A 21861-nucleotide genomic window follows, 5' to 3' on the forward strand; every position below is an offset into this window, starting at 1 on the left:
AGCCCGGAACAGGCGGTTTTCTTCAGTTATGTCACGTCAAATATTTGTTCAGGCCTGTCGACAAAATGCTTTTTGCCGATTTTATGAAACAGCCCTGTTTTATGAAGAAGCTCACGCGGCTGCTGCTGCAGCCCGACAATCATCACTTTGCCGTTTTGCTGGTGGACACGGTTGACGATCGTCATCAAGCTGCCTTCTGCGGAAGAATCCATATAGTCTACTTTGTTCATAAGCAGGATGAGGAGTTTTGGCGGGTGGCCTTTGTCCAAAATTGAATCCTCCAATGAATTCGATGAGCCGAAAAACAGCGGGCCTTCAACAGAATAGATGCTGACAGAGCGGTGGAATTTCTTTTCTTCCGCTGCAGCAGCCGACTGGACGATCGATTCAGACACATCCTTTTTAATGCGGAACGATTTGCTCATTCTGACGATAAAGGTGATGATCGCCAGCAGGATCCCGGCCGCCACCCCAAATACAAGGTCCTGCCAAACCGTTAAAAGAAATGTGACGACAAGCACGGCAGAGTCGGAATTCTTAATTTTCAAAATGTTTACAAACTCTTTCCGCTCACTCATATTCCAAGCGACCACCATTAAAATCGGCGACATGCTTGCAAGCGGGATAAGGGAAGCGTATGGCGCAAACAAAAGCAGGACCAATAAAACAAACACGCCGTGCACGATCCCTGAAATCGGAGAAGCAGCACCCGTTTTAATATTGGTTGCCGTACGGGCAATCGCGCCTGTCGCCGGAATTCCGCCGAACAGCGGTGCGGCAATGTTCGCAATCCCCTGGCCGACAAGCTCTTTATTGCTGTCATGCCTTGTTCCCTTCATATTGTCTGCCACCATCGCGGAAAGCAGCGATTCGATTCCGCCGAGCATCGCAATCGCAAGAGCGGGAGGCAGCAGGTAAATGATTTTTTCCAATGACAATTCAGGAAATTGAAAGCTCGGCAAGCTGCGCGGAATTTCGCCGTAAGCTGAGCCGATCGTTACCACCTGTTCAGGAAACAGCATCGTGGCCATGACCGTCGATACAAGCAAGCCTGCAAGCGCTCCCGGCACTTTCGGCAGAATCTTTGGCGTAAACAGCACAAAGAAGAGCGATACGACAGCCGTCAAAATGCTGTAGAAGCTGAGCGTGTTCAGGTTGATGACAACCTCTCGCATATTCATATAAAAACTCTCATGCTTCTCAACATTCCTCAAACCTAAAAACTTGGCGATTTCTCCGGTGAAAATAATCACTGCGATGCCGGCCGTAAATCCGATGATCACCGGCCGCGGAATAAACTTGATAATCTTGCCGAGTTTTAGCAGCCCTAAAATGACGAGAATCACTCCGGCCATAAAACCGGCAATCAGCAGATTCTCAAATCCGTATTGGAGCACAATAGCGAACAGGATCGGAACAAAGGCGCCTGTCGGTCCGCCAATCTGGTATTTCGACCCGCCGAGAAGCGAAATCAAAATACCGGCGACAATCACTGTGTAAAGACCGTGTTCCGGTTTCACCCCCGAGGCTATGGCAAAAGCCATGCCAAGCGGAATTGCGACGACTCCAACGACCATTCCTGCTACAATATCTTTTTGAAACCGTTTAAGGCTGTATCCTTCAAATCTGCCTGAAAAACGTAACATTCAATCTATCCTCCCCATTTCCGAAAGCAAAACGTCTTCACGTGAATAACCATCTTCCACAACATCCAAACGGCCGGTCTTTGGATCAATCACCAATCCGTGCACCGGAACGTCTGAAGGCATCAGCGGATGATTCCGAACCATGTTCACGCTGTGGCTGACGCTGTCTTCAACGCTGTCAAAGCCCGTCATCCATGTGTCCAAGTCGATGCCTGAATGCTGCAGGAGTTCGAGACAGCCATCATCAATCCCCCGCTGTTTGGCCTTTTGAAGGATAGATGAAGCGTTCAGGCTTGCCATACCGCACTCATGGTGGCCGATCACGCAGACTTCTTCAGCCTGCAGCTCATAGACAGCCACAAGAATGCTGCGCATGACGCTTCCAAAAGGGTGAGAAACAACGGCCCCCGCATTCTTAATGATTTTTGCGTCTCCATTTCTTAACCCCATTGCATGATGGAGCAGTTCTAATAAACGCGTGTCCATACATGTCAAAATCACAAGTTTCTTCTCCGGAAATTTTGTCGTTTCATAAAACTCGTACCCCTTTTCCTCTACAAAAGACTGATTTCGCTTCAAAATGGAAGTTAAAATCGCCATTTCTCTCTCACTCCTTTTCATAGTCATATGACCTTGATATTGTTACAGCCGAATTATAGCACATGGTTTTTCGATTTGGATTCGAATCAAAAAATTCACTATAAATGTACTGAATATTTTAAAAAGTCTAATTTTATATCTTTCTAAAATAATAAAATTTACACTGTTCTTCACCTATAAAAATAGAACTGGAAGCAAAATAGAACATCTAATATTTGGATTTATAGTTATAAAAATGCATTAAAATAAATTAAAAAACTGAAATAAGTATCTATGATTTTCTAAACAACAATAATTGAGCTGATAGTCCTGCGTTTATTCGGAACAGACTTTGATTTTTATAGAAGCCGTTTTTCCTCTATAATAGAAGCAGATGATACGCGGAAGGAGAATGCAGATGAAACCGTTTGTATATGTCACAAAACCGGTCCCAAAAGAAATCGAAGAGATGCTCGCCGAACACTGCACATATGAAATTTGGACTTCGCGCGAGCGCATTCCCAGATCAACCCTGCTCGAAAAAATCAAGGAAGCAGACGGTCTTTTGACCTCGGGGACAAAAATCAACCGTGAATTATTATGCAATGCGCCGAAGTTAAAAATCGTCAGCAACAACTCCGTCGGCTATGACAACTTTGACATTGAAGCAATGAAAGAAAAATCGGTTATCGGCACTCACACACCATACATTCTTGACGGCACAGTCGCAGACCTCGCATTCGGTCTGATCCTTTCCTCAGCGCGGCGAATCGCCGAGCTCGACCGCTACATCCGCGATGGAAAATGGACCAAATCAGAGGATGATGAAAGCTTGTTCGGATGCGATGTCCATCACCGGACGCTCGGCATCATCGGAATGGGACGAATCGGAGAACAAGTCGCCAAACGGGCGGCCTTGGGTTTTGATATGGAAGTGCTCTATTACAGCCGCAGCCGCAAACCCGACACAGAGAAAAAAACCGGCGCGGTTTATACGGGCTTTCATGAATTGTTGGAACGCTCGGATTTCATTGTTCTGATCACACCGCTCACAGATGAGACATACCGCCTTATCGGCGAAGCTGAATTCAAAAAAATGAAACCGTCATCCATTTTCATCAACATCTCCCGCGGCAAAACCGTTGACGAACAAGCGTTGATTCAAGCGCTGAAAGAAGGATGGATTAAAGGAGCCGGACTTGATGTATTTGAAAAGGAGCCGATTGAAAAAGACAATCCGCTCCTAAGCCTTTCCAATGTGACCCTCGTTCCCCACATTGGATCATCCACTCTTGTCACACACGTCAACATGCTGAAAAGCGCCGTCCAAAACCTGATTGACGGTCTTCAGGGCAGACAGCCAAAAGATATAGTCAAAGAACTGAGATGACGCACATTCTTACATTCAGGCCCGGAATGTTTTGCCGAGCTCGCGTCCTAAACCAAAATAGTGTCTAAAAAGATAAATTAAAGGCCCCCATTTTTGAGGATCGATGTGGTGTTCCCCTTTTATAATCGCTTCATGTGCGTGCACATGAAGCACTTTTGTTTCAATGACGGCAAAATACGGTGAATGTTCCGGAATGCGGATATTGACGGCTTCCGCTTCAATTTGAAGCGGACAATCGGCGACTCTGTCAGGTTTCACCGCCAGGGAATCTGCTGCCGTAAATCCGCCGGCTGCAAACTTTTCTTTAAGGTATGTAAAGCCGAGCCGCTTTTTTTCTTCTGGAACGCATCGTTTGCCGGTATAGGAAGCGAGCCGTTCTACATTGCTCCATAAAGATGAATCCGGCACATTGATGACACATCCGGCTTGTCTCTCTAAATTCTCCAATGCTTTGCCGCCGGTGCCGACGCCGAGTACGATCGAATCCCCAAGCGCCCAAGAAGAGGAAAGCGGGCTGAGATTCGTGGAACCGTCTTCGTTCAGCGTGCTGAGCAAAATGACGGGTGTTCCGTAGTATAAAATGCTTGGCTGAATAATTTTGCTGTTTTGATGCATATCGGTCTCCTCCTTTTATGCTTTTATTGTAATTCTCCAATATTTCAATTAACATCGAAGTATCGATTACATTTTAGGAGGAAGTGTCATGACCGTGAATCCGAATATCGCCGAGGTCGCCAAGCTTGTCACCGATCCGTCGCGGGCCGCGATTTTAACCGCATTGCTTGATGACCGGTTTTATACAGCTACCGAGCTGGCCGGGTATGCGGGAATCAAACAGCAGACAGCAAGCTTTCACCTTTCCAAACTGCTTGACGCCGAAATGCTGACATGCCGGAAGCAAGGACGGCACCGCTATTACCGGCTCAAAGATGGCAAGGTTGCACAATCACTGGAAACTCTGCTCAACATAGCCCCCCCTGCTGAAATTCGCTCTTTCCGGCAGTCAGCCGAAGATCGGGCGGTCAGAAAAGCGCGGACATGCTATGATCACTTGGCTGGATCGCTCGGCGTCACACTTGCGGAGCGGCTCGTGGAGATGGGCGTGTTGAAAGATGAAGAGACGGCTTTTACCGTGACTGAAGCAGGAGAATTATTTTTGAAGGAACTTGGCATCGATGTTGGGGAAGTCAAAAAGAAACGGCGCTCTTTTTGCCATAAATGCCTGGATTGGAGTGAAAGGCGGCATCACATTGCCGGTGCCCTGGGCTCCGCACTGCTCGACGCTTTTATCCGCATGGGCTGGATCGAGCGGCCCCCGCGCACACGGGCCGTTGCAGTCACGCCCGCGGGCGCAAAGGAACTTTACCGCCTATTTCATATTTCCATTGAAAAGAACTGATGAAAAGCAGTTGGTTTTTTCTTCAAATCTTGACTAACATTCCGGGAGTCAAATAGGAAACCGCGGCGATCCGTTCCCGTCCTCGGGTTTCATGGAAAATTTACAATACTATAATGATTTCTGAGCATGTTTTGAGGTACAATTCAATATGATTACAGACGGAATGGAAATGAGGAAATGCGGCTGTTCAATCCCATGAAGGCACATTCTTCATGTTTATGCTATAAAGTCTAAAGATGGGGAGGACTTTATCCGTGAAAAAAATATTATCCACACTTGCGCTTGGGATTGTTCTCGCGCTCGGCTTTCTGGCGGGGAACCTTTTTACAAGCTCAGCTGAAGGGCCGCATGCAGAAAAAGCCAGCACCGTTCAGTCAAATGAGGTCATTAATACGTTTGAAGGTGTTGCCGACTATATCGTGAAATACGGCAGGCTGCCTGACAACTTCATCACAAAAGCCGAAGCGGCAAAATTAGGGTGGGACCCGCAAAAAGGCAATCTCGCAGAAGTAGCGCCTGGAAAAAGCATCGGCGGCGATATCTTTCAAAACAGAGAAAAGCTGCTTCCAGATGCGGCCGGACGCGTATGGAGAGAAGCCGACATCAACTATACATCGGGATTCCGGGGGTCAGACCGGATCGTCTATTCCAACGACAGACTGGTTTATAAAACAACTGACCACTATAAAACGTTTACGAGAATGAGATGATCATATGAAACAAGTCACTTTAAACGGAGACAAGATCACGAGTGTATCAGACCTTCACCAAACATTAAAAGAACAGCTGGAGCTTCCGGACTACTATGGCGAGAACCTTGACGCGCTGTGGGATTGTCTGACCGGCTGGGTCGGCATGCCTTTGCTGATCGAGTGGAAGAATATCGAAAAAAGCCGGATTTACTTGGGCGATCAAGCCGAAGCATATTTGCAGCTTTTTCGCGAAGCCGAAGAAACTCTGGACGGCTTTCAGCTGAAAACAGAAGGATAAAACAGAAAACGAGCGGGCGCTGCAGACAGGCGTCCGCTTATTTAATTGATGCGCGCAGCGGTGCTTCAGTCAAAAAAGGCTTGAACGAAAATGGTCTGGAAATCTCCGGCGTTCACATCTTCTTTCGTCAAACCGCTTCCGGTTTGCTTTGTGAAGTGATCCTTCGACAAAATTAACTTTCCGTCCATTGTCAGCTTGGAAGCGAGCGGGTTTTTATTAAAGGGAGACGCTTCCTCATCGAAAATCGCATCCCGCACGCACGCAAGCGCCGCTTCATCGATTGGCGTCAGCGAAAATGCGTAGCCGGTCTGCCACCCCTCTCCCTTATCCATTTCAAGAAGGTAATCTCCTTTATCTGTCTTTGTTTTCCTGATACGGTAAGCTCCTGTTTTTGAGGTGATGGGTTCACCTGAGAACGGAACGGGGGCAAGCGGCAGGTTGATGCCGAATCCAGTATCAAGCAAATAGGTTTCATCGCTTTCCCGCAGAATAACGGCGACATGCGTTCCCGTCAGCGCCCACGCCTGTTCTTTTGGATTAAAAACCGTCCCGCGAACCATGTGTACGGAAAAGCCGAGCTCAGTCAGCACATGGTAAAGAAAGGCGTTCAAATCATAGCATAAACCGCCCCTTTTATTGTTCAGCAAGGCTTCCGTCAGCCCTGTTTTCGTCATCGAAATCCGTTCGTTTCTTAAAACCGCGCCATTTTCAAAAGGAAACTGTAAAGCCAGCAGCGATAAAAATTCGGGCAAGTCAGCAAATGTCACCTGCTGACCGGGCTTATATCCAATCCTTTTAAACAGTGAATCAAGCATCGTCGTCATCGGTTATTCTCCTTCCGCTTTGAATCGATGAGAAAAAGCCAAACCTCATAAAGGTTTAGCTTTTTTCTCTTGAACATATGCAGTCAATGCAGCAAGAGCATCTTGTTCATCGGAACCGTCGGCGATCAGCGTGACTTCCGATCCGGAGCTGACAGCTAGGCTCATCAGCCCCATGATGCTTTTGGCATTCACTTTTTTATCTCCCTTTTCCAGAAAAATATCTGATTGAAAACGGTTGGCTTCTTGAACAAACAATGCCGCCGGGCGCGCTTGAAGCCCCGTTTTCAAAAGAATTTCCACTTTTTGTTGAACCATACGATCTCCCCCATTCCCTATTTTAAAGAGACAGATTGTCCTGAACGCAGCTGCTCAGCTATTTCATCCAGTTTCCTAAGCCGGTGATTGATGCCCGATTTGCTGATTTTTCCGCTCGACACCATTTCCCCGAGTTCCTTTAAGGTTACTTCCTGATAATCAATGCGGAGCTGGGCAATTTCCCTCAGCTTTTCCGGTAGCGCATCAAGCCCGATTCTTTCGTCGATCAGCTTAATGTTTTCCACCTGCCGCAGAGAAGCGCCGATCGTTTTGTTTAGATTGGCTGTCTCGCAATTGACGAGCCGGTTGACCGAGTTTCTCATATCTCGCACGATCCGGACGTCTTCAAAGCGGAGCAGCGAATTATGCGCGCCGATCACATTCAAAAACTCGGTAATTTTTTCAGCTTCCTTCAGATACGTGATGTATCCTTTTTTCCGCTCAAGCGTTTTGCTGTTTAAATGAAACTGATTCATGAGCCTGCACAATGAATCATTATGCTCTTTATACAGCGAAAAAATTTCGAGGTGGTAAGAAGATGTCTCGGGATTATTGACAGAACCCCCGGCTAAAAAAGCCCCTCTCATATAAGAACGTTTGCAGCAACGTTTTTTGACTAAGTCTTCCGAGATGTTTCTGGCAATGACAAAGTTGTCTCCGAGTATTTTCAGGTCCTCAAGAATCAGCTTGGCATTTTCGATCAGGCGTACGATGTAGACATTGTTTTTTTTCAGTCTCATTTTCTTTCGAACGAGCAGTTCAACGGAAACATCGTATTGTTTCTTCAGCAATGTGTAAATTCTTCTGGCGATGGCCGCGTTCTCGGTCTGGACGTCGAGAACCACTTTTCGGTTTGAGAAAGACAATGAACCGTTCATCCGAATGAGGGCAGAGAGCTCTGCTTTCGCGCAGCAATCCTTTACTTCAAGGTTTGTAAGTTCTTTTTTCGTTTCCGATGCAAATGACATATTATAGACACCCCCATTCCAAGGCCTGCTATTCTTTTAACAAATCAACAAGTAGCGAAGCGACTTTATGTGTATCATGACGGATCACGCCATTCTCGTATGTCACAATCTGATCTTTGATGACCTCAAGCCCCATCGCAGACAGATCTTCAATGTTAAACTGGACGGGCTGTGCCTGCTCCTTCGCATAGCGTTCCCGGATGTCGTCCGGGATTTCCTCATTGTTGACGAGGATCGTATCAATAAACGGACCGCCCATATGCTCATTAAGCGCTTTTACATGATCGGCTGCGCTGTAGTACAGCGTTTCTCCCGGCTGGGTCATCACATTGCAAATATAAACTTTTTTTGCCGGGGCGTTTAATATTTCTTCCCCTATCTTCGGAACGAGAAGGTTCGGCAAGATGCTCGTATACAGGCTTCCGGGGCCGAGAATAATCAGGTCGGCGCCGCGGATTACATCAATCGTTTCCGGGACGGGTTCAATTTTTTCAGGGGTTAAAAACACCCGTTTAATCTGCTTCCCGTAAGACGGAATCGTCGATTCCCCGGATATGACCTGTCCGTCATCCATTTCTGCATGAAGGACAACGCTGGTATTGGCCGCGGGCAGAACCCTTCCCCTCACATTTAAAACTTTGCTCATTTCAGTGACGGCGTGAAAGAAATCACCGGTTATATTCGTCATCGCCGCCAAAATCAAATTTCCCAATGAATGGCCGATTAAATCGCCGCCTTTAGAGAAGCGGTGCTGGAACAGGTCTTCAACAAGCGGTTCAACATCAGACAGTGCAGCGAGCACATTTCTGATATCCCCCGGGGGGGGAATTTTAAGCTCATCGCGCAGCCTCCCCGAGCTTCCGCCGTCATCTGCGACCGTCACAATCGCCGTAATGTCAACGGGCTGTTGCTTCAATCCTCTGAGCAATACCGAAAGGCCAGTTCCTCCGCCAAAGATTGCGATTTTTTTCTGATCTGCCATGCTATTTTCTGCTTTTCTTCTCGATGTCCCGGTGAGTAACATGAGTATAGTAGTCCTTTTTATAGTAATCGGCAAGGTATTCAGCAAGCGTCACAGAGCGATGCTGTCCGCCTGTGCAACCAATCGCGATGACCAGCTGGCTTTTTCCTTCGCGCTTATATGACGGAAGCATAAAGCTCAGCAGTTCGGTCAGTTTTTCGAGAAACTTTTGCGTTTCGTTCCATTTCATCACATACGAAGATACTTCCTGATCTTTTCCCGTCAGCGGCCTCATGCTGTCGATATAGTACGGATTCGGAAGAAACCTTACGTCGAATACTAAATCCGCATCGATCGGTAATCCGTATTTAAACCCGAATGACATCACATTCACCGTAAAGGTATGTCCGTGATCTGCCGCAAAATGCTGGACGATTTTTTCGCGCAGGTCCCTCGGTTTCATATCGGATGTATCATAAATGATTTGAGAGCGGCCTTTCAGCTCTTCGAGAAGCTCCCGTTCCGTCCGGATGCCCTCAAGCGGCAGGCCAGTTGTCGCAAGGGGGTGGGACCTTCTTGTCTCTTTATATCTTGAAACGAGAACCAAATCCTTGGCATCTAAAAATAAAATTCGCGGGGTAATCCAGGATGTTTCCCCAATCTCGTCAAGCGCTTCAATCAGGCTGTCAAAAAACTCGCGGCCGCGCAAATCCATAACAAGGGCAACTTTGCTCATTTTTGAACTTGATTCCTTCATCAGCTCCAAAAATTTCGGCAGCAAAGATGGTGGCAGATTATCGACACAGAAAAAACCGAGATCCTCAAAGCTTTGAATCGCCACTGTTTTTCCTGCCCCTGACATTCCGGTTATGATCACAAGCTGTATATCATGGCCTCCATTCGCATTCATGCTTCTCTCCCCCTCTTATGTTTATTCGCCTTGCGGGTCGAGGCGATAGGACAGCAATTCAAAGTCAGGCGTATACGTAAAGGTGCCGTGAAGCAGTCCTTTGCCTTTCAGCATAAAATCCAGAATATGGACGTCTCCCGGCGCCATCGGCAGGCTCCCGACGTCTCCCGCCTGATGCCACCTGATGATGCCTTCTTCCGATTCTTCTACATGTTTACCTGTATAATGATCGGCGACGAATGTGAACATCATCCATTCAGATACGACCTGATCATTTTCTTTTATGATAAAGGTGAATATCCCTTTCAGCTGCGGGTTCAGCACATACAGACCCGTCTCTTCGCGGTATTCCCTGATGACGGCGTCCCTGACGGTTTCCCCGCTTTCCATTTTACCGCCGGGGGCTACCCACCAGCCTCGTCTGGGCTTTTGCAGCAACAGGACTTTATCACCTGAAGTCAGCACACAATTCGTCACTCTTTGCAAAGTCTGTCACCCATCCTTTTATTCCTTCAATTCTTTTTTCTATTATACCGCTTCCTGTCCCCGCTCACAATGAACATGCAGTTCCGCCGTGAAAATCGCTTTTTTCCGGACTGCTTTAAGGCTTTTCCCGGGTAAAGCTTAAAGAAACAGCTTTTTCAGCGAATGGAAGCGCTTGCGAAAACCGTTCTTTTATTCTATTTTACAGCAAAAACGGACGTTTCAATATTGAAATTTGAACAACTTGTGAAATTTGTAAAAAATTCTCTTTGTGGGAAAATAAAACAAAAAAAGGACACGGATAAGATCATCCGTGCCAATAAAATTCATTATAAAAGGGGGTCAATTACTATACCCATCATAACGAATAATTGTTTCACTGGTGTTACAGGGCGGTTAAATCATGATGACGATAAAAATACGTTATTTTACAGCCTTTTCTTTCTCTTTCAGCTCTTCGATATAGTGCTGAACGCTCTGTGCGGCAATGCTTCCGTCGCCTGTTGCCGTTACGATTTGGCGAAGGGTTTTCTCACGGATATCGCCCGCTGCAAAAATACCTTCAACTTTTGTTTCCATCTGTTCATTTGTCACGATGTAGCCCTCTTCATTTGTAATGCCGAGGTTTTTGAACGGCTCTGAAAGCGGCAGCATGCCGATGTAGATAAAGACGCCGTCAGTCCGGAACTCTTCTTCTTCGCCCGTGACCGTATCGACCAGCGTTACTTTACCGACCTTTCCGTCTTTTTCATGAATTTCCTTGACCGTCTTGTTCCAGAGAAAGTCGACTTTTTCGTTGTCAAACGCGCGCGCCTGAAGGATGCTTTGCGCTCTCAGCTTATCGCGGCGGTGGACGATCGTGACTTTCGAAGCGAAACGGGTTAAGTACACGCCTTCTTCAACAGCGGAGTCCCCTCCTCCGACAACGACGAGCTCTTTGTTTTTAAAGAATGCGCCGTCACAAACCGCACAATAAGATACACCGCGGCCGCCAAGCTCTTTTTCGCCAGGTACGCCGAGCTTCTTATATTCGGCGCCTGCTGTGATGATGACCGCACGCGCTTTAAATTCTTTTGATCCCGCTTTGACGATCTTGTAGTCTCCTTCATCGACGACTTCTTTAATATCGCCATACGCATACTCAGCGCCGAACTTTTTCGCATGTTCAAACATTTTATTTGAAAGCTCTGGTCCCAGAATGCTTTCAAATCCCGGATAGTTTTCGACATCCTCCGTATTGGCCATCTGTCCGCCCGGAACGCCTCTTTCAACCATCAAAGTCGACAGGTTCGCCCTTGACGTATAAACGGCTGCCGTCATTCCCGCAGGACCTGCTCCGATAATAATGACGTCATACATTTTTTCTTCTGACACAATGTTCACTCCTTCATGAATCTTATGCTGTCAAGCAGTCCATTTCTGTTAAATAAGATTCCCTTCTTATATCTTCCTTACCCATATCCTATAAAATATCATGAATAATCGCTATTTTTTTGCTCACATAATAAAACAGGCTGAACAGTGAAGTTCACACCTGTTTCTAAAGATGTTCTTTTAATGTACGTTCATACTTTGAAAGCGTTCCGGGCGAGATATGGAAGATTTTTGCGGTTTCAGCTTTTGTCAGCCGCTCCTGATGCTCGGTCTTCCAAATGTAATAGATCGCCGCGGCAAGCCCGCCGGCATTTTTCAGCTGAAGGCCGTAAGCCCTGATCTGCTGAATAACATGAAAAATCCAAAAGCACATGGCCTCCTGTTCCATCGCTGACTGATCCGCTTGTTCAATCGCTTTCGCAGTTCTGTAAGCAAGAAGCGCGTCTTTTGAATCAACGGCTGCACTGCTTTCCCCGTAAAGCACAAGCCTGACAAACTGATCTTCAAACGGCGTTTTTGCCATCTGTGAATCAAGCACCGCTTTCAGCTGGGCTTTTTCCCCTTTTCTTCCGCTGATATAGTACGCGGCAAGGCGCTCCTCAAGCGGCCGCTGGACAGGTTTCTTTTCCTTCCGTTCTTTCCACGGCTCCATGCGGGCGTCATCCGGATACTCTTCCTGCATCTTTTTCCATACAGACCGGGCAAATTGAGTGCGGCCGGTGTAGTAAGCTGAGCAGGCGAGCCAGTAATAAAAGGTCTCATCCCCTTCAAATCCCATGCGGTAGAGTGATTTCAGCCATTTATAGCCGAGATCGTATCTGCCGACGAGGGATAGCGTGGCGCCGAGCTTATACCTTTGCTCAAACAGCATCGGATAAACATTGGAAAGCTGTTCGGAAAGCGCCTCGACCTTATCGTCCCGTCGTTCATAGTGATAAAAAATGAGAAGATTGCAAAGCGCATGCAGGTTTCCATGGCTTTTTTCCAAGACCGAAAAAATCGTCGTTTTGGCTTTCTGAATGTCTCCGGCATAAAAATATGCCAGTGCAAGGTTGTTGTAAGCTGACCAAAACTCTGGGTAATCGGAAGTGATTTCTTCAAGCATCACGATCGATTCTTGAAGCTGTCCATTTTCCAGCAGTGATTTCGCCCGATCCTGTTTCAGAATCAAGTCGTCCTGATCGAACTGCGAATAGCCCTCATCTTCCTCTCCCATATCCAATAAATCAAGGAGCTCCGCATTTTCCTCGCTGAACTCGCCGTCCGGGTCTTCTTTTAAATAAGTCTCCGCTGCTTTGTAGGCTTCGTGAAAAAGACCGAGGTGCGCATAGTTGTTTGCTTTAAAATAGTAGCATTCAGTCATTTTTTCGTTGATGTTCTTCAGGATAAAGTCCAAAAGTTCATTTGATTGCTGATAAAATCCCATTTCCGTGTAAATAACCGCAAGTTGGGACAGCATTCCCGTGTTTTCCGGTTCAAGAAAAATCGCTCTCTGAATGAGCTTGCTCGCGCGGGATAAATTGCGTTCTCTATATGCTTTGAGCCCTTTATGATAAAAATATTGCCCATCTTGGAACAGTTGGACAATTCTCGAATCTTTATGGTGTTCAGAAGTGTACTTTCCCACAGATACCCTCCATTTCAAACTATATACCGTGAGTAGTATAACATAGTTCCCCGCCGGCTTAACAGGTCAAAAACAAGTTTCGAGAAAATTCTCTTCATTTTCCACATATGGTTTTTTCACCATTTTATTCCGGACGTTTGGAGCATCGGAGCGCATAGGGCCTTCAGAAGGTTCAAGGTAGGTTTTATATCGGAAGTACGCTTTTTATTTTAACCAGGGCAAAATCTTTTTTTAGCACTAGATAGTGACGAATATACGTTCCCATTGTATGATCATAGAAAGGGGGTTCATCATGTGAAAAAAAGCGGATCAATACAATTGAAGCATTTCTCGGAAGAACATTCAGCTGCGCTTCTCGAATTCGAGCTTCCTGAAGAACAGCATCGATTTACCGCGCTGCCGAAAGAGGTTTTAAAACGGACGGACGGTCAGTTTCCAATCGTAATGTTAAGCGAAGGCAAGCCCGTCGGATTTTTTATCCTGCATGCGACCGAGAGGGTAAAAGACTACTCGTACAACCCGGAAGCCATGCTGTTAACGGCACTATCCGTCGACAGAAAGCACCAGGGAAAAGGTTTTGCAAAAGAAGGAATGCTCAAGCTTCCTGAGTTTGTCGCCAAGGCGTTCACCCATTGTCATGAAATCGTGCTGGTTGTGAACGTGAAAAACACCGCGGCCCAGCACCTGTATGTGAAAGCCGGATTTGCAGACACAGGGGAAAGAAAAACGGGGCCGATCGGAGAGCAAATCGTGATGAAATTAAACATCAAATAGCTCCCCTATCGGGAAAACACCCAAAAGGCAGTTTGCTTTTTAGGTGTAAGCAATACGCTTATGATTCAGCGCCTTCATGGCGCTCTTTCAGGACGCCAAGCACATCATCAAGCGGAAGGGACTGCTCCCTCAGCAAAACGAGCAGATGGTAAAGAAGGTCAGCCGCTTCCCATTTCAGCTCTTCAGAATCCCGGTTTTTTGCAGCGATAATGACTTCCGCCGCTTCTTCGCCAACCTTCTTCAAAATCTTGTCAACGCCTTCACTGAACAAATATGTCGTATATGCGCCTTCAGGCATTTCCGCCTGCCGTTTGGCAATCACCGTTTCAAGTTCATTGATGATGTCAAAGCGGCCGCCGCCAGTCTGTCTGATATGTTCGCCGGGCGAGAAACAGCTGTAGCTTTCTGTATGACAGGCCGGTCCCGCCGGTTCGACCAGCACGATGAGCGCATCCTGATCACAGTCAAGCCTGATGTCTATCACACGCTGAATGTTTCCTGACGTCGCTCCCTTATGCCAGAGCTCTCCTCGCGACCTGCTGAAAAACCATGTCTCCTTCGTTTCCAGCGTTTTTTCAAACGATTCTTTGTTCATATAAGCAAGTGTCAGCACTTCCTTGCTCACTGCATCCTGGACAATCGCCGGAATCAAGCCGGCTTCATTAAATGTCAACTCGTCTGCCTTGATCATCTTACATTCACCCCGCGCTCTTTTAAATAAGCTTTTACTTCTTTTACAGATGTTTCTTTGTAATGAAAGATAGATGCGGCAAGAGCCGCGTCCGCCTGCCCTTCTGCAAATGCATCATACATGTGGTCCGCATGACCTGCGCCTCCGGATGCAATGACCGGGACTGAAACGGCTTCTGATACACACTTTGTGAGCCTGCAGTCAAATCCGTTCTTTTCTCCGTCTGCATCCATGCTTGTCAGCAGGATTTCACCGGCTCCCCGCTGAACGGCTTCCTTTGCCCATGAAACGGCCTCAAGGTCCGTCTTTTTACGTCCGCCGTGTGTATAAACATAATACTGATCAGCTTCCGGATCGAATTTTGCATCAATCGCGACGACAATGCATTGAGAGCCGAAAAAGTCAGCGCCTTCCGTTATCAGTTCCGGACGGAGAACGGCAGCCGTATTAACGGAAACTTTGTCGGCTCCGGCCCGCAGGATCGTTTTCATATCATCCAAACGATTAATGCCGCCGCCGACGGTAAACGGGATCGCCAGCTTGGCCGCCACTCTTTCAACGACGTCAACCATCGTTTTTCTCCCCTCGTGGGATGCCGAGATATCGAGAAAAACAAGCTCATCAGCGCCTTCACGATCATATACTTCAGCCAGCTCAACGGGGTCGCCGGCATCTTTCAATTCAACAAACTGTACACCTTTGACAACGCGGCCGTCTTTTACGTCTAAACACGGGATAATTCGTTTTGTGATCACTTTTCCGCCACCCTTTCAAGCGCTTCAGCCACGGTAAATTGATTGGTATACAGCGCTTTTCCGACAATGGCGCCAGAGACGCCTTCCGCAGCCCGGGAAGCGAGTGCCTCAAGATCGGCGAGAGAGCTGACACCGCCGGAGGCAATGACTTGTTTACCGGTTGCCCTGGCAAGCTCCACTGTACTGCTGATATTCGGTCCTGACAGCATTCCGTCAGTCGCAATGTCGGTAAAGATAAACACTTCCGCACCTTCATTCGCAAGCTCGCGGCCAAGCTCTTCCGCTCTAACGGAGGAGGTCTCAAGCCATCCTTCAGTCGAAACAAATCCGTCTCTTGCGTCAAGACCGATTGCGATATGCCGGCCGTAAGCTTTCAGCATGTTTTTGACAAACTCGGGATTTGATACGGCCGAGCTGCCTAAGATCACCCTTTCAACACCTTGCGACAAGTAGTCATACACGTCTTTTTCGGTCCTGATGCCGCCGCCGACCTGCACTTTAACGTTGAGCTCATCAGCAATGCTTATGACGTGGCTGTCGTTCACTTTTTTGCCTTCTCTTGCCCCGTCCAAATCGACAAGATGAATCCAGTCTGCCCCCGCTTCAGCAAACCGGGAGGCCATATCCAGAGGGGAATGACCGTAAATCGTTTCTTTTTCGTAATCTCCCTGGATGAGCCTGACGCATTTGCCGTTTCTCATGTCAATGGCAGGGTATACAGTAAACTCGCTCATTTTTTCACCTTCTGTTCTTGTGTAAGCTGCTTGAAACGCTTTAAGATCGACATGCCGACCGCACTGCTTTTTTCCGGATGGAACTGGGCGCCGTATACATTGCCAAGACCGACGACAGCGGGCACACGCACACCGTATTCGGCGCTGGCAAGCAAAGCCTCCTCTTCGATTCCGCTGACATAATACGAATGAACGAAATACGCATATCCTTCTTTCGTCTTTGGTAAAAGCGGAGAGTCGCGGTGGACCGTGAGCAGATTCCAGCCCATGTGAGGCACTTTTAAGCGATCTCCCGCTTGATCACGGTCTTTCAGTTTAACGATTTTTCCTTTCAAAAGGCCGAGTCCTTCTGACGCCCCGCGTTCTTCGCTTTCTTCAAACAAAAGCTGCATGCCGAGGCATATGCCGAGAAAAGGTTTTCCTTCGCTTACGGCATCTTGAATAAATGTTTTCAGGCCGGTCTGGCTTAAAGTCTCCATCGCATCCCGAAAAGCGCCGACTCCCGGAAGGATATAGCTGTCCGCTTTCTTAAGTTCATCCGGATGCTCGGACACGAAATAAGGAGCATCGATCCGTTCAAGCGCTTTAGAGACGCTGTACAGGTTTCCCATTCCGTAATCTATGACACCGATCATTTACAGCATTCCTTTCGTTGACGGAATTCCTTTGACCCGCGGATCGATCAATGTCGCTTCATCAAGCGCACGTCCCAGCGCTTTAAAAATCGCCTCGATCATGTGGTGGGTATTCGTACCGTAATGAACGATGACGTGAAGATTCATTCGCGCTTCCAGCGCAAACTTCCACAAAAATTCATGGACAAGCTCTGTATCAAATGTTCCGACTTTCCGGCTCGGGAATTCGGCTCTGAACTCGAGGTGCGGCCTGTTGCTCAGATCAATCGCAACCTGGGCGAGCGCTTCATCCATCGGTACCATGCTCGAACCGTAGCGTTTGATTCCTTGTTTATCTCCGAGCGCTTCCAAAAGCGCCTGTCCGAGACAAATACCGATATCTTCAGTCGTATGGTGGTCGTCGATTTCAACATCGCCTTTCGCTTCAACTGAAAGGTCAAACTGCCCGTGTTTTGTAAATAAATCGAGCATATGTGTCATAAACGGGACATCCGTTTGAATATCCGCTTTCCCTTCTCCATCAATATGAAAGGATAATTTAATATCAGTTTCATTGGTTTTTCTTGCCCGTTCGGCTTTTCTCATCAGTTTTCCTCCCGGTCTCTGGATTCAATTGCTCTTGCATGGGCTTCAAGTCCTTCTAATCTTGCAAAGGCCGCGATGTTCTCGGCATTCTCGCGGAATGCATCCCTGCTGTAGGAAATGATGCTGGAGCGCTTTTGGAAGTCAGTCACATTTAGCGGGCTTGAAAATCTGGCTGTGCCGTTAGTCGGCAGAACATGATTAGGGCCTGCAAAATAATCGCCCACCGGCTCTGAACTGTAGCGGCCCAGGAAAATGGCGCCCGCGTGTTTGATCTGTCCGAGCAGGGCATCAGGCTGAGCTGTTAAAATTTCCAAATGTTCAGGAGCGAGCTCATTGATGACGGAAACGGCTTCATGCATCGTCTTTGTAACATAGATCAAACCGTGGTTGTCAATCGACTGCCGTGCAATCTCTTTTCTCGGAAGATGTTCGAGCTGTTCGTAAACCTCTTTTAAAACAGATTCGGCAAGCGGCTTTGAGTCGGTGACAAGAATGCTCGATGCCATCGCATCGTGCTCAGCCTGTGAAAGTAGATCAGCGGCGATTTCCCGGTGGTTTGCCGTACTGTCAGCGAGGATGGCGATTTCACTTGGGCCCGCGATCATATCGATATCAACCTGGCCGAATACTTCCCGTTTAGCAAAGGCGACGTAAATATTGCCAGGTCCCGTGATTTTATCGACGGGGGAAATGGATTCCGTTCCGTAAGCCAATGCGGCAATCGCCTGAGCGCCGCCCATTTTGTAAATCTCTGTGACGCCAAGCTCGGCGGCAGCCGCCAGCACTCCCGCCGACAATTTGCCGTCTTTTCCCGGAGGTGAGGCAAGGACAATGCGATCGACGCCGGCAACAAGCGCCGGAATGACATTCATCAGGACCGATGATGGGTAAGCAGCCGTTCCGCCGGGCACGTACACTCCGGCTGAATCAAGCGGCGTAATTTTTTGGCCGAGCATCGTTCCGTCCTTGCGGTGGTAAAACCATGATGATGTGAGCTGCCGCTCATGATATTCTTTAATGTTTAAAATCGCCGCCCGAATAATCTCGAGATCCCGCTTTTTGAGCGTGGTGTATGCTTCCTTGATTTCCTTTTCAGAAACGCGAAAGTCGGCCACATCCGCTCCGTCAAATTGCCTTGTGAATGCGGAAACAGCTGAATTCCCGTTCTTTTTCACTTCTTCGATAATGCCGCGGACTGCTTTTCTTTGTTCTTCCGTTCCGGCGTCAATGGTGCGCTTTAGTAAAACCGACGTATTTCCGCTGATGGATTTGATCTTCATTTTGCTTTTTCCCCTTCCACAATAAGAGAAAGTTTTGAAGCCATTTCATCGATGACTGCGTCTTTCATTCGGTAGCTGACAGGATTTACGATGAAACGCGACGTGATGTCGCAAATTTTTTCGGTTTCAACCAGCCCGTTTTCCCTTAAAGTCTGTCCTGTTGATACGATATCAACGATTCGGCCGGCAAGCCCGATCAAGGGAGCGAGTTCAATCGAACCGTTGAGCTTGATGATTTCCACTTGTTCTCCCTGCTCCCTGAAGTAGCTTGACGCGACATTTGGATACTTGGTCGCAACCCGGGGTGCAACGCTGTCGGCCGCCGTCTCTGCCAGGCCGGCTACGGCAAGACGGCATTTGCTGATGTTTAAATCAAGCACCTCGTAGACATCGCGTTCTTCTTCCAGCAGGACATCTTTGCCGGCGATTCCGACATCGGCCACCCCGTGCTCGACATATGTTGTGACATCCATCGGCTTGGCGAGGATAAAGCGAAGGTTCTCTTCAGGCACTTGAATGATCAGCTTTCTCGAATCGTCGAATTCTTCAGGGAGCTGATAGCCTGCTTTTCGAAGCATATCGGCAGCTTCCTCAAATATCCGCCCTTTCGGCATCGCAATCGTCAATTCCTTACCCATGCTTCTCTTCCTTTCTGGCCCCGATAAAATAGGTCACGTTTTGAAAAGACTTTGTCATTTGGTCAATATCTCCGATTCCCGCTAAGTCCTGTATGACGACTTTTTTGCCTTTTCTTCGCTCTTCTTCGGCAAATCTGATCGCCTCTTTTCTCTGTTCCGTGCTGAAGATGACGACATCGATTTTTTCTTGCTCTTCAGCCGGCTTCAATGCTTCCAGCAGCCTGTCAGTCCTGATGCCGAAACCGGTTGCCGGAGCGGGTGAGTCGAAGCGGCCGAGAAGCTGGTCATATCTGCCGCCGTTTCCGATCGGAAAGCCGACGTTTTCAGCATAGATTTCAAACAAAACGCCGGTATAGTAGCTCATATGGCTGACCATGCCTAAATCGAGCTTAATGTCGTCCGTGCAACTATAGTCGCCGAGCGTCTCCCAAAGCGTCTTCAGTTCTGAAACCGCGCGTTTTCCTTTTTCAGAATCGATGATCGATGCCGCCTTGCTGCACGTTTCAATACCGCCTCTCAACTCCAAAAGCTCGAGCAGCCTGCTTTTATCAATTGAGGATAAATTGAGGGATTTTACATGCTCCCGGTAGCCGACATAGTTCTTTTCGTATAAATAGCGCCGCAGGACATGAGCCCTTTCTTCGTTTCCTAAAACCTCCACAAACAGAGCGTCTGAAATTCCGACATGGCCGATCGAGATTTTAAATGAAGTCAGGCCGGCTTTTTTAAGCGAAAAAATGACGAGCGCAATCACTTCTGCGTCAGCGCTTGTAGATCCATCGCCGATCAGTTCGACGCCGACTTGCTCAAATTCGGCGGCACGCCCGCCTTCACGCTCCTGTGCCCTGAACACATTTGCAGCATAGCCCACTCTAAGCGGGTGATCATCTTTATGAAGCTTTGAGGCCGCCACCCTTGCGATCGGAGCCGTCATATCAGGTCTTAACACGAGCGTCTGTCCCTCCTGATCAAGGAGTTTAAACAACTGCTGATCCAATATGGCCGACTGCACACCGACCGTATCATAAAATTCAAGGGCCGGTGTCTCCATGAACTGATACCCCCACAAAGCCATCACCTCTGTTAATGAAGAGCGCACCTTTTTCTTCGTTTCGTAAAGCACAGGCAGCGTATCCCGCATGCCATGCGGTTTTTCAAACATAAACATCTACACTTGCACCCCCATAACCGTTTGAAGGAAAATTCCGAATCCTTTAGTTCGCTAATATGATAATATGCTAACAGATAAAAGAATCAAAATCAACAGCCGCTCTTAAAATAGACTCCGGACCGTATGGGAAATGATAACTTTTATGTCATGAACATCTTGATGTTATAATGTATACGATCGCAAATCTTTGCCTTAACCAAACCAGCAAAGGGAAGACAGGAGACTTAGAATGAAATTTTTCAAAACTCTTTTTTTTATTTTTTTCGTAGCAGCTCTTATGACCGCCGTTCTTATACTGTTTTCTAAAGATGCGTTAAGCCCGTTAGCCGAAATGCTGCACAGCAGCCATAAGAATGCTGCTGACAATAAAGAAGTACGTCAGCCGCTTGACGTCCCGCTGATCAACCAAATGGACTCGCCGAAGCTTTATAACGGCTGTGAAGTCGCCAGCCTGGCGATGATCTTAAACTACAGCGGATATCATGTCACAAAAAATGAGCTTGCCAATGAGGTGAAAAAAGTGCCTCTGCACTATGAAAACGGCTTAAAGGGAAATCCTAACGACGGCTTTGTCGGAGATATGGAAAACGGACCCGGACTGAGTGTCTACCATGGCCCGATTTACGATTTGGCCTATTCATACGCAGGTACTAAAGCTGTCGATTTGACGGGAAGTGAGCCGGAGAAAATATATGAACAGCTGAATCAGGGAAGACCGGTTTGGGTGATCACCACTGTACATTTCACCCCAGTCAACGATATGGAAACATGGAATACACCGTCAGGCAAAGTCGATGTGACGTACAGCGTTCACAGTGTTGCCGTGACAGGCTATGATGAAGATTACGTTTATGTGAATGATCCGTACGGATATAAAAACAGAAAAACAGATAGAGAACATTTTGAAAAATCATGGAAACAAATGGGCAGTCAGGCGATCGTGATCGCCGCCTAAAAAGGCAGTTAACCCCCTGCCTTTTTTTAGTTCTTTCAACCCCTATTAAAATAAGCCCCTTTACCCTTTCGTCACATCCAAAATACAGAAAACAACCCCATTTCACGTGTTTTATTTACTGTTTTTTCACAATATTCAAATTATTTGTTTACACGTCAGCAAACTCGCATATATGAT

At 47.5% G+C, this 21861-nt stretch carries 25 protein-coding genes; 6 read left to right on the forward strand and 19 right to left on the reverse strand.

All coding sequences use genetic code 11. From position 1 onward, the window contains the following. Positions 1 to 26 precede the first annotated feature (26 nt). The gene (locus tag MHH76_RS18475; RefSeq protein WP_020453049.1) at positions 27 to 1646 is read right to left on the reverse strand and encodes a solute carrier family 23 protein; all 1620 of its coding nucleotides are present in this window, start codon (positions 1644 to 1646) and stop codon (positions 27 to 29) included. Beyond that, the gene (locus MHH76_RS18480) at positions 1647 to 2246 is read right to left on the reverse strand and encodes a carbonic anhydrase (RefSeq protein ID WP_020453050.1); all 600 of its coding nucleotides are present in this window, start codon (positions 2244 to 2246) and stop codon (positions 1647 to 1649) included. Positions 2247 to 2643: 397 nt separating this feature from the next. Between MHH76_RS18480 and MHH76_RS18485 the strand changes: the two genes are divergently transcribed. Next, positions 2644 to 3615, forward strand: coding sequence for an NAD(P)-dependent oxidoreductase (locus tag MHH76_RS18485; protein WP_020453051.1), 972 nt, complete (start codon positions 2644 to 2646; stop codon positions 3613 to 3615). 15 nt (positions 3616 to 3630) lie between these two features. Here MHH76_RS18485 and MHH76_RS18490 read toward each other — a convergent pair whose 3' ends face one another. Further along, complete coding sequence (locus tag MHH76_RS18490) at positions 3631 to 4230, reverse strand: flavin reductase family protein (protein ID WP_020453052.1); 600 nt, start codon at positions 4228 to 4230, stop codon at positions 3631 to 3633. 88 nt (positions 4231 to 4318) lie between these two features. Between MHH76_RS18490 and MHH76_RS18495 the strand changes: the two genes are divergently transcribed. The 3 genes from MHH76_RS18495 to MHH76_RS18505 all read left to right on the forward strand — a co-directional run bounded on the left by MHH76_RS18495 (position 4319) and on the right by MHH76_RS18505 (position 6004). Beyond that, complete coding sequence (locus MHH76_RS18495) at positions 4319 to 5014, forward strand: winged helix-turn-helix domain-containing protein (RefSeq protein WP_020453053.1); 696 nt, start codon at positions 4319 to 4321, stop codon at positions 5012 to 5014. A gap of 254 nt (positions 5015 to 5268) precedes the next feature. Beyond that, positions 5269 to 5724, forward strand: coding sequence for a ribonuclease (locus MHH76_RS18500; RefSeq protein ID WP_020453054.1), 456 nt, complete (start codon positions 5269 to 5271; stop codon positions 5722 to 5724). 4 nt (positions 5725 to 5728) lie between these two features. Next, entirely contained in the window at positions 5729 to 6004 is a 276-nt protein-coding gene (locus MHH76_RS18505) for a barstar family protein (protein WP_020453055.1), read from the forward strand. A gap of 65 nt (positions 6005 to 6069) precedes the next feature. On the opposite strand, the gene MHH76_RS18510 is transcribed toward MHH76_RS18505, so the two are convergent. From MHH76_RS18510 to MHH76_RS18545, 8 genes are all read right to left on the reverse strand, one after another. Beyond that, positions 6070 to 6828 (reverse strand): arylamine N-acetyltransferase, encoded by a 759-nt coding sequence (locus MHH76_RS18510; protein ID WP_020453056.1) that lies wholly within the window; start codon positions 6826 to 6828, stop codon positions 6070 to 6072. A 45-nt stretch (positions 6829 to 6873) separates the two neighbouring features. Further along, positions 6874 to 7143, reverse strand: coding sequence for an HPr family phosphocarrier protein (locus MHH76_RS18515; protein ID WP_020453057.1), 270 nt, complete (start codon positions 7141 to 7143; stop codon positions 6874 to 6876). Positions 7144 to 7160: 17 nt separating this feature from the next. After that, entirely contained in the window at positions 7161 to 8111 is a 951-nt protein-coding gene (gene whiA / locus MHH76_RS18520) for a DNA-binding protein WhiA (RefSeq protein WP_020453058.1), read from the reverse strand. Between the two features lie 28 nt (positions 8112 to 8139). Next, positions 8140 to 9093: a YvcK family protein gene (locus MHH76_RS18525; protein WP_041817328.1), complete on the reverse strand. Its 954-nt coding sequence runs from the start codon at positions 9091 to 9093 to the stop codon at positions 8140 to 8142. 1 nt (position 9094) lies between these two features. Further along, entirely contained in the window at positions 9095 to 9982 is an 888-nt protein-coding gene (gene rapZ, locus MHH76_RS18530) for an RNase adapter RapZ (RefSeq protein WP_020453060.1), read from the reverse strand. A 21-nt stretch (positions 9983 to 10003) separates the two neighbouring features. Then, entirely contained in the window at positions 10004 to 10468 is a 465-nt protein-coding gene (locus MHH76_RS18535) for an 8-oxo-dGTP diphosphatase (RefSeq protein ID WP_003185583.1), read from the reverse strand. A 420-nt stretch (positions 10469 to 10888) separates the two neighbouring features. Next, complete coding sequence (trxB, locus tag MHH76_RS18540) at positions 10889 to 11839, reverse strand: thioredoxin-disulfide reductase (protein WP_020453061.1); 951 nt, start codon at positions 11837 to 11839, stop codon at positions 10889 to 10891. A gap of 166 nt (positions 11840 to 12005) precedes the next feature. After that, a complete protein-coding gene (locus tag MHH76_RS18545) occupies positions 12006 to 13466 on the reverse strand; it encodes a tetratricopeptide repeat protein (RefSeq protein WP_020453062.1) in 1461 nt (486 codons plus the stop codon). Positions 13467 to 13760: 294 nt separating this feature from the next. On the opposite strand from MHH76_RS18545, the gene MHH76_RS18550 reads away from it, so the two are divergent. Beyond that, positions 13761 to 14240: a GNAT family N-acetyltransferase gene (locus MHH76_RS18550; RefSeq protein ID WP_020453063.1), complete on the forward strand. Its 480-nt coding sequence runs from the start codon at positions 13761 to 13763 to the stop codon at positions 14238 to 14240. A gap of 58 nt (positions 14241 to 14298) precedes the next feature. Here the strand turns inward: MHH76_RS18550 and hisIE are convergent, their stop codons facing one another. The 8 genes from hisIE to MHH76_RS18590 are packed head-to-tail and all read right to left on the reverse strand — an operon-like array spanning position 14299 to position 20726. Beyond that, positions 14299 to 14931 carry a bifunctional phosphoribosyl-AMP cyclohydrolase/phosphoribosyl-ATP diphosphatase HisIE gene (gene hisIE, locus MHH76_RS18555; RefSeq protein ID WP_043054485.1) on the reverse strand — a complete coding sequence of 211 codons (633 nt, stop codon included), beginning with the start codon at positions 14929 to 14931 and terminating at the stop codon, positions 14299 to 14301. Beyond that, positions 14928 to 15686, reverse strand: a complete 759-nt coding sequence (hisF, locus tag MHH76_RS18560) for an imidazole glycerol phosphate synthase subunit HisF (RefSeq protein WP_020453065.1) — start codon at positions 15684 to 15686, stop codon at positions 14928 to 14930. Before hisF ends, hisIE begins: the two co-directional genes overlap by 4 nt. After that, the gene (gene hisA / locus MHH76_RS18565; RefSeq protein ID WP_020453066.1) at positions 15683 to 16420 is read right to left on the reverse strand and encodes a 1-(5-phosphoribosyl)-5-[(5-phosphoribosylamino)methylideneamino]imidazole-4-carboxamide isomerase; all 738 of its coding nucleotides are present in this window, start codon (positions 16418 to 16420) and stop codon (positions 15683 to 15685) included. The genes hisF and hisA overlap by 4 nt, the downstream gene beginning before the upstream one ends. Continuing rightward, on the reverse strand, positions 16417 to 17055 hold the full coding sequence (hisH, locus tag MHH76_RS18570) for an imidazole glycerol phosphate synthase subunit HisH (protein WP_020453067.1): 639 nt from the start codon (positions 17053 to 17055) through the stop codon (positions 16417 to 16419). Before hisH ends, hisA begins: the two co-directional genes overlap by 4 nt. Then, positions 17056 to 17640: an imidazoleglycerol-phosphate dehydratase HisB gene (gene hisB, locus MHH76_RS18575; protein WP_020453068.1), complete on the reverse strand. Its 585-nt coding sequence runs from the start codon at positions 17638 to 17640 to the stop codon at positions 17056 to 17058. After that, positions 17640 to 18920: a histidinol dehydrogenase gene (hisD, locus tag MHH76_RS18580; RefSeq protein ID WP_020453069.1), complete on the reverse strand. Its 1281-nt coding sequence runs from the start codon at positions 18918 to 18920 to the stop codon at positions 17640 to 17642. The genes hisB and hisD overlap by 1 nt, the downstream gene beginning before the upstream one ends. After that, the gene (gene hisG, locus MHH76_RS18585; protein WP_020453070.1) at positions 18917 to 19558 is read right to left on the reverse strand and encodes an ATP phosphoribosyltransferase; all 642 of its coding nucleotides are present in this window, start codon (positions 19556 to 19558) and stop codon (positions 18917 to 18919) included. Before hisG ends, hisD begins: the two co-directional genes overlap by 4 nt. After that, positions 19551 to 20726, reverse strand: a complete 1176-nt coding sequence (locus tag MHH76_RS18590; RefSeq protein ID WP_020453071.1) for an ATP phosphoribosyltransferase regulatory subunit — start codon at positions 20724 to 20726, stop codon at positions 19551 to 19553. The genes hisG and MHH76_RS18590 overlap by 8 nt, the downstream gene beginning before the upstream one ends. 232 nt (positions 20727 to 20958) lie before the next feature. On the opposite strand from MHH76_RS18590, the gene MHH76_RS18595 reads away from it, so the two are divergent. After that, on the forward strand, positions 20959 to 21684 hold the full coding sequence (locus MHH76_RS18595) for a C39 family peptidase (protein ID WP_020453072.1): 726 nt from the start codon (positions 20959 to 20961) through the stop codon (positions 21682 to 21684). The last annotated feature ends 177 nt before the right edge of the window (positions 21685 to 21861 follow it).

The organism is Bacillus sp. FSL L8-0193 (assembly GCF_037976065.1).
Taxonomy (GTDB): Bacteria; Bacillota; Bacilli; order Bacillales; family Bacillaceae; genus Bacillus; species Bacillus paralicheniformis.